The organism is Brevibacterium sp. HMSC07C04 (assembly GCF_001815905.1).
Taxonomy (GTDB): domain Bacteria; phylum Actinomycetota; class Actinomycetes; order Actinomycetales; family Brevibacteriaceae; genus Brevibacterium.
Map to the genome: position 1 here is coordinate 1 of NZ_KV823231.1, position 6,956 is coordinate 6,956.

The 6,956-nt window shown below is 62.3% G+C and carries 8 protein-coding genes; 5 read left to right on the top strand and 3 right to left on the bottom strand.

Translation table 11 applies throughout. The features are described from left to right. Positions 1-54 precede the first annotated feature (54 nt). On the bottom strand, positions 55-783 hold the full coding sequence (phoU, locus tag HMPREF3162_RS00065) for a phosphate signaling complex protein PhoU (RefSeq protein ID WP_070776509.1): 729 nt from the start codon (positions 781-783) through the stop codon (positions 55-57). Between the two features lie 174 nt (positions 784-957). On the opposite strand from phoU, the gene HMPREF3162_RS00070 reads away from it, so the two are divergent. Beyond that, entirely contained in the window at positions 958-2,160 is a 1,203-nt protein-coding gene (locus tag HMPREF3162_RS00070; RefSeq protein ID WP_070776510.1) for a sensor histidine kinase, read from the top strand. A 1-nt stretch (position 2,161) separates the two neighbouring features. Further along, positions 2,162-2,845 carry a response regulator transcription factor gene (locus HMPREF3162_RS00075; protein WP_070776511.1) on the top strand — a complete coding sequence of 228 codons (684 nt, stop codon included), beginning with the start codon at positions 2,162-2,164 and terminating at the stop codon, positions 2,843-2,845. A 100-nt stretch (positions 2,846-2,945) separates the two neighbouring features. On the opposite strand, the gene HMPREF3162_RS00080 is transcribed toward HMPREF3162_RS00075, so the two are convergent. Continuing rightward, positions 2,946-3,491: a hypothetical protein gene (locus tag HMPREF3162_RS00080; RefSeq protein ID WP_070574839.1), complete on the bottom strand. Its 546-nt coding sequence runs from the start codon at positions 3,489-3,491 to the stop codon at positions 2,946-2,948. A gap of 214 nt (positions 3,492-3,705) precedes the next feature. Here HMPREF3162_RS00080 and HMPREF3162_RS00085 point away from each other — a divergent pair, with 214 nt between their 5' ends. From HMPREF3162_RS00085 to ispF, 3 genes are all read left to right on the top strand, one after another. Continuing rightward, positions 3,706-4,188 (top strand): CarD family transcriptional regulator, encoded by a 483-nt coding sequence (locus HMPREF3162_RS00085; RefSeq protein WP_019175786.1) that lies wholly within the window; start codon positions 3,706-3,708, stop codon positions 4,186-4,188. A 78-nt stretch (positions 4,189-4,266) separates the two neighbouring features. After that, on the top strand, positions 4,267-4,980 hold the full coding sequence (ispD, locus tag HMPREF3162_RS00090) for a 2-C-methyl-D-erythritol 4-phosphate cytidylyltransferase (RefSeq protein ID WP_256282436.1): 714 nt from the start codon (positions 4,267-4,269) through the stop codon (positions 4,978-4,980). Then, positions 4,977-5,456 (top strand): 2-C-methyl-D-erythritol 2,4-cyclodiphosphate synthase, encoded by a 480-nt coding sequence (gene ispF / locus HMPREF3162_RS00095; protein WP_070574833.1) that lies wholly within the window; start codon positions 4,977-4,979, stop codon positions 5,454-5,456. The genes ispD and ispF overlap by 4 nt, the downstream gene beginning before the upstream one ends. Here the strand turns inward: ispF and HMPREF3162_RS00100 are convergent. Continuing rightward, a complete protein-coding gene (locus tag HMPREF3162_RS00100; protein ID WP_070574830.1) occupies positions 5,444-6,841 on the bottom strand; it encodes an amino acid permease in 1,398 nt (465 codons plus the stop codon). The two genes, ispF and HMPREF3162_RS00100, sit on opposite strands and share 13 nt — an antisense overlap. Between the last annotated feature and the right edge of the window lie 115 nt (positions 6,842-6,956).

Here is a 6,956-nt window from a genome sequence, read left to right on the forward strand (position 1 = left end):
GCCCGGTGCCCACATGGGCACCGGGCCTTAAGCGTTTAAGCAGGTTGCCGGAGGTCAGCTTTCGCCCTGCTCTGCGCGGATGTCGGCGATCTCGGCTTCACGGCGCGCCGGTTCGGAATCGTGAAGAGCTGTCAGCGTCGGTTCGAACGAACCGGTGAGCAGGTACTCAACGCGGTGTGCCACGTTGACGGCCTGGTCGCCGAAACGCTCGAAATAGCGGGAGATCAGCGTGACATCGGCAATCTGGCTGGGCGAGATTTCACCGTTGGACAGTTCGCCGATGATGGTGAACACCCGCAGGTGAAGCGTGTCGAGTTCTTCGTCGATGGCCGCGATCATCGGCACGGCCGCCGTGCCGGGTTCGCTCAGCAGCTGAACGAGGGCGTTGCCGATGCGCACCGCGGTCGTGCCCATGTGGGTGAAGACATCGCGGAACTGCTCCGGCAGAGCCGGTTCGGGGTGACGGATGCGCACGAGCGAGCCGATGTGGCGGGCGAGGTCACCCATGCGCTCGATTGCAACCGACATCTTCAGCGCCGCAATGACAGCGCGCAGATCGGCGGCGACGGGAGCTTGGAGGGCCAGCACTTCTGCTGAACGGCGGTCCAGGGAAGCCTGCATGCCGTCGATCGAATCGTCAGCGGCGATGACCTGCTGAGCGAGTTCGAGGTTGTTTTCCAAGAGAGCCTGAACTGAGCTCTCCATAGCCACGGTGGCCTTTTCGGCCATTTCGACAAGTCCGTCGGCGATGGATTCGAGTTCATTGCGGAAGGCTTCGCGCACTCGAGGTCCTTTCCTTGAAGTTCTACGTGAGGCACTGTACACCAACACGAACCAAGTTAACGCTTTCAAGCGGGAGTTAAAGGAGCCTGTCCCCAATGTGAATACCGGGGGAAATGTCGCACGCTCCGTCGCTGTCAGATAGAACCCGCGTCACCGTGCGTTTAGGCTGTCAGTGTGGACGTGTTGATTATTTCGCTCATTACCGGCGGAGTTGGGCTCATTCTGGGCATCGCCGGGATCCTGGCGTTTCGCATGTCCGAAAGCTCGTGGTCATCCGCGTCGCTGCATTCGGATGACGAACTTCCCGAAGGCATCGCCGAAGTTCTCGCCGTTCTGCCCAGTGCGGCAATCGTCATCGACGCCGGGGATGATGTCACGAAGGCATCGCCTGCCGCCTACACCTTCGGCCTTGTGCGCGGTCACGTCCTGGCCGCCCCGCAGCTGCGCGAAGCCGTTGGGCGGGTGCGCGTGCGCGGCCTGATCGAAGAGATCGACTTCGAAACCCAGCGCGGATCAGACGAAAAGAGTCGCCGCTATCTGCACGCGCGCGTTGCCCCGCTGGCTGAGGCCTATGTTCTTGTGCTGTGTGATGACCACACGGAGTCTCACCGAATCAACGCCGTCCGGCGTGACTTCGTGGCAAATGTTTCCCACGAGCTCAAAACCCCCATCGGCGCTATTTCCCTGATGGCCGAAGCCGTCACCGACTTTTCTGACGACCCCGACGCCGTGCAGCGCTTCGGCGGGAAGCTTCAGAAGGAATCCGCGCGTCTGGCGCAGCTTGTTCAGGAGATCATCAATCTGTCGCGGGTCCAGGACAACGAACAGCTGGAATCGACAACGCGGGTCGAGCTTGACGACGTCGTGCAGGAAGCGGTTGACCGCGCCCGCACAAATGCCGATGCAAAGGGCATCGAACTGTCAGTTTCCGGCAGCCCCGGCGCCGCTGTGCAGGGTTCGTTTGATCTGCTGGTCAATGCTGTGCGCAACCTGATCGACAACGCGGTCAACTATTCGAACTCGGGCACGTCCGTGGGCATAGGCGTTGAGTCCACTGACGGCGATGCCTCCATTGTCGTGACTGACCACGGAATCGGCATTTCGGCAGAAGACACTGAGCGGATCTTCGAACGCTTCTACCGTGTCGATCCTGCACGTTCGCGCAATACCGGAGGCACCGGCCTGGGCCTGTCGATCGTGAAGCACATCGTGGCCACCCACGGCGGGCGCATCGACGTGTGGAGCCGTCCCGGTGAAGGGTCGACTTTCACCATCGCCCTGCCGGCAGCGCCGGCTGATAACGTTCGGCACCTGAAGCCGCCGGAAAACACACCCTCTGACGGAACCGCCGCCGAGGGTCGCGAGAGAAAGGCATGAGTTGACCAAAATTCTGCTGGTCGAAGACGAAGAGTCGCTGTCGGACCCGCTGTCCTACCTGCTGGGTCGCGAAGGCTACGACGTTGTTGTGGCGGCCGACGGCAAGAAGGCGGTCGAAGAATTCGAGACCGCCGGAGCGGACCTCGTGCTTTTGGACCTCATGCTGCCCGGGCTGCCCGGCACGGAAGTCTGCCGCATCATTCGCGGCCGGTCGAACGTGCCGATCATTATGCTCACCGCAAAAGACGCCGAAATCGACAAGGTCGTCGGCCTTGAACTCGGCGCTGATGATTACGTGACGAAGCCGTATTCCTCGCGTGAGCTCCTGGCTCGCATCCGCGCTGTTCTGCGCCGCGGATCAGCTTCTGTCGACGACGAGTTCGACGATGTGCTCGAAGCCGGCGGCGTGCGCGTCGACGTCGACCGCCACGTGGTCACGGTCCGCGGTGAGGAAATGCAGCTGCCGCTGAAGGAGTTTGAGCTGCTGGAGATGCTGGTGCGCAATGCAGGGCGCGTTATGACGCGCGGTCAGCTGATCGACCGGGTGTGGGGCTCTGACTACGTGGGGGACACCAAAACCCTCGACGTGCACATCAAGCGTCTGCGCGCCAAGATCGAGGTCAACCCCTCCGAGCCTAAGCTGCTGACAACCCTGCGCGGCCTGGGCTACAAATTCGAAGACTGATACCCGCAGCCGCCACAAGCAGAGGTCCCCAAGCGATAATCGCTCGGGGACCTCTGCTGTGTGTGTGAGCCTGTCCGCTGGGGGTGCTGGCTCACAGAGCTCACTGGCCGGTGGTGCTGTCCTCGGTGGCGTCGTCCGTTGCGCCGTCTGTGGCAGACGGTGCGCTGCTGGGCTCCAGAGTCTTGTAGTACCAGTGGCTGCCGTCGAGAATCTGGGTCTGGACGTCTTCTGAATTGCCGTTGACCGTGACCGTGACGTCGACGAGGGTGCCGGTGGGCTGGTTCAGCCCGGAGACGATGACTTCGTCAGCGCCCTCAGCGTTGGGGTTCTGCGGGTCCTGCGAGAACTTTTCTCCCGCCTTGACGGTCTGGCTGACGGACTTGTCGCCGGCCTTGATCGAAACATCGGCTGTTTTGTCGGTGTTGTTGACCAGCGTGTAGAACAGCTGGGCCTTTTCCTGGTCTTCGTCTGAGATGAGCAGGATGCCGCGAACGTCCACGCCGTCAATCGAGGTGGCAGCGCCGTCGCCGCCGTTGTAGTGGTACTTGGCGGTCTGCTGGGACGAGATCAGCGCGGCGCAGCCGCTGAGGGGTGCAACGAGGGCTGCTGCGAGCGCGACAGCGCCGAAGCGGGTCAGCCTTTTCACGATAAAAGCTCCTAGAAGAAGTAATGCTTGGCCTCTGACGGAATCGTACCTGTTTCTGCCAACGGTCCGAAACTCGGGTCACAGGATTCAGTGTGGAATCTCCCATGTTCCTCTGAATATGCGGCTGAGACGCTATATCACACTGTAGACGATGGCCGCCCAATTTGCGGAAAGTGTCGTGGTAAGATGGGTCACCGAAAGGGGACTAAAGAGTATGAGTTTTCAGGTTGGAGACACCGTCGTCTACCCGCACCACGGTGCAGCCACTGTTCAAGAAGTGAACACCCGCAAGATCAAGGGTGAAGAGACCGTCTTCCTCAAGCTTGAGGTTTCGCACGGCGATCTGACTATTGAAGTCCCTGCTGAGAACTGCGACCTCGTCGGTGTTCGCGACGTCGTCAACGCAGAGGGTCTGGAAAAGGTCTTCGAAGTTCTGCGCGCCGAAGTTGCCGAAGAGCCCACAAACTGGTCGCGCCGCTACAAGGCCAATCTCGAGAAGTTCCAATCCGGCGATGTCATCAAGGTCGCAGAAGTTGTTCGCGACCTGTGGCGCCGCGAACAGGACCGTGGACTTTCCACGGGCGAAAAGCGGATGCTCGCCAAGGCTCGCCAGGTTCTTGTTTCCGAACTGGCTCTGGCCAAGGAAAAGGAAGAAGACGAAGCCGAAGCAATGCTTGACGAAGTTCTGGCTTCCTGATCTTCGCAGCACGGCCCGCGCTCAGAGTGCTCTGAGCGCGGGCTTTGTGTTTGACTGTTGACGGCTACCATGGCTGTCGTGGAGACAGCCCTCATCATTCCTGCCGCCGGGTCCGGTACGCGCTTAGGCGCTGACCGTCCGAAGGCCTTTGTCGAACTTGAAGGCCGCACGCTTCTGGCGTGGTCGCTGCGCTGTGGGCTGCGCGCCGGCTGCGGGCTCACTGTCATTGCCGCACCAGCACACCTGTTGGATCACGCACGCACTGTCGCACACGCCGAATGTGACGCGCTGGGTCTTCCGCGCAGCCTGGTTGCTGTCGTTGAAGGCGGCACTGAGCGGACCGACTCGGTTGCCGCCGCACTCACCGTGCTCGAATCCGCCGGTCCGCGCTTTGTGCTGGTGCACGACGCTGCCCGCGCGCTCACGCCCGAAGCAGTGTTCACCCGCGTGATCAAAGCTCTGCGCGCCGGTGAGCGCAATGTTGTGCCGACCCTCCCGGTTGCCGACACCATAAGAACTGTGTCCGGCGGCACCTCGGCAGCGGAGGACCTCGCCGTGCCCGTTGACAGATCCCAGCTGAGGCGAGTCCAGACCCCGCAGGGGTTCCGTACAGAAGACCTGCGGGCGGCACATCAGCACGCGCGTGAAGCCGGCATTTCAGCAACAGACGACGCCGGTCTTCTGGAAGCCATCGGTATTCCCGCCAGGGGAGTGCCCGGAGCAGAAGCCGCACACAAAATCACCTACCCCGATGATCTGCGCCAAGCGCGCGCTCGACTGCGAGGAGAATGACAATGCAGGTGGGAATCGGCATAGACAGCCACGCTTTTTCAGACGATCCGCAGCGCCCCCTGTGGTTGGCCGGTCTGCTGTGGGAGGACGCCGGTCCGGGCCTTGAGGGCCACTCAGATTCCGATGCGGTGGCTCACGCCTGCTGTGATGCTCTGTTCTCAGCCGCCGGCATCGGCGATCTTGGCGCCCACTTCGGCGTTGACAGGCCGGAACTGGCCGGGGCCTCGGGGGCGCAGCTGCTGCAGGAGGCCGCCCGTCTGGTGCGCGAAGCCGGTTTTGCCATCGGCAACATTGCGGTGCAGGCCGTGTGTACCCGTCCCAAAATCGGCACCCGCCGGGCCGAAGCCCAGCGGGTGCTGAGTGAGGCCGCCGGAGCGCCGGTCACGGTGTCCGGCACGACATCCGACGGTCTGGGCTTCACCGGACGAGGTGAAGGGGTTGCCGCCGTGGCGACCGCCCTGGTCTACCAGGCGTGAGGATCATCTGAGGCGAGTTCGTCTCCGCCGGTGACCTGCTCAACTGACTTCCCGCGCGTCACGACAACGCCGATCAGCCACACAATGGCGAAGATGCCGAAGGTCCACAGCATCTGTGTTCGGGTGTCCGGCGCGAACATGCCCAGCACGACCACGGCAAGCAGGGCCGCGGCGGTCAGCCATGACAGAACCGGATAGCCCCACATCTTCATGGGCAGGTGTGTGCCTTCCCGTTCGGCCCGTCGGCGAAGAATGATGTGGCTGGCCACGGTCGCCACCCAGGTGACGATGAGCGTCGAGCCGACCACATTGAGGCCGATGAACAGCACCTTGTCCTGATTGAAGGCATTCACAAGCACGGAGGCGAAGCCGATCAGGACCGACACCACGATCGCCGGGATCGGCACGCCCCTGTTGTTTGCTCGCCCTGTGACCGCTGGCGCCATGCCGCGGTGGGCCAGTGAGAACACCATGCGGGACGCCCCGTAGACATTGGCGTTGAGCGAGCTCAGCAGCGCCACCACGATGATGATGGCCATCACGGTGCCGACGGCCGGCAGTCCCGTGGCCGTCAACGTCGTGACGAACGGGTTCTCGGCGAGGTCGGGGTTGTCCCAGCGGACGGCGAGGATCATGAGCGCGACCGAGCCCATGTAGAACACGAGGATGCGCAGCACGATGCCGGCGATCGCCTTGCGGATCGAAGTTTCGGGGTCGGCGGTTTCGGCAGCCGCGACGGCGAGGATCTCAATGCCGCCGAATGCGAAGATCACGATGAGCAGGCCGGTGCCGATTCCGCCGATGCCGGAAGGCGCGAGGTCTACGCCCTGCACATTGCTCAGCCCGGGTGACTCGCCGGGGGTAAGTCCGAACAGGAATGCTGTGACGACAATGAGGAACAGGATGACGAAGGCGACTTTGATGAAGCTGAACCAATATTCGAATTCACCGAACGAGCCGACGCCCATGAGGTTGATGACGGTGAAGACCATCATGAAGGCGAGCACCCAGATCCACTGTGGGACATCGGGCAGGAAAGCAGACCGCATGATCTGTGCGGCGGCTGTCGCTTCAACGGCAACGACGAGGCACAGCTGCACCCACCACAGCCAGCCGACGGCAAATGCGGCCGATGGGCCCAGCGCCTTGCCCGCGTAGTACGAAAACGCTCCCGGGTTGGGGTCGGCGGCAACCATTTCGCCGAGCATCCGCATAACCGAGATGATGATGAGTCCGGCAGCCACATAGGCCAGGAGAATTGCCGGGCCGGCGACGGCAATGCCTTCGCCCACACCGAGGAAAAGGCCCGCGCCGATTGCCGAACCGAGGCTCATCATGACGAGGTGCCGGGTCTTCAGGCGCTTCTGCAGTTGGGTGGTGGCCATGAAAATCCTTATGAACAAAAACAGCTGGTGAACTTCGGATGACATGATACGCCGCTGTGGCGCAGATCATGTCCGCTGAATAATACCGGGGCCGGGCGCTTAAAGCGCCCGGCCC

What these genes read in the sequence shown, in the direction of transcription:
- ispF (WP_070574833.1), top strand. Translation starts at nt 4,977, where the DNA reads ATGACAATGCAGGTGGGAATCGGCATAGACAGCCACGCTTTTTCAGAC.
- HMPREF3162_RS00085 (WP_019175786.1), top strand. Translation starts at nt 3,706, where the DNA reads ATGAGTTTTCAGGTTGGAGACACCGTCGTCTACCCGCACCACGGTGCA.
- HMPREF3162_RS00100 (WP_070574830.1), bottom strand. Translation starts at nt 6,841, where the DNA reads ATGGCCACCACCCAACTGCAGAAGCGCCTGAAGACCCGGCACCTCGTC.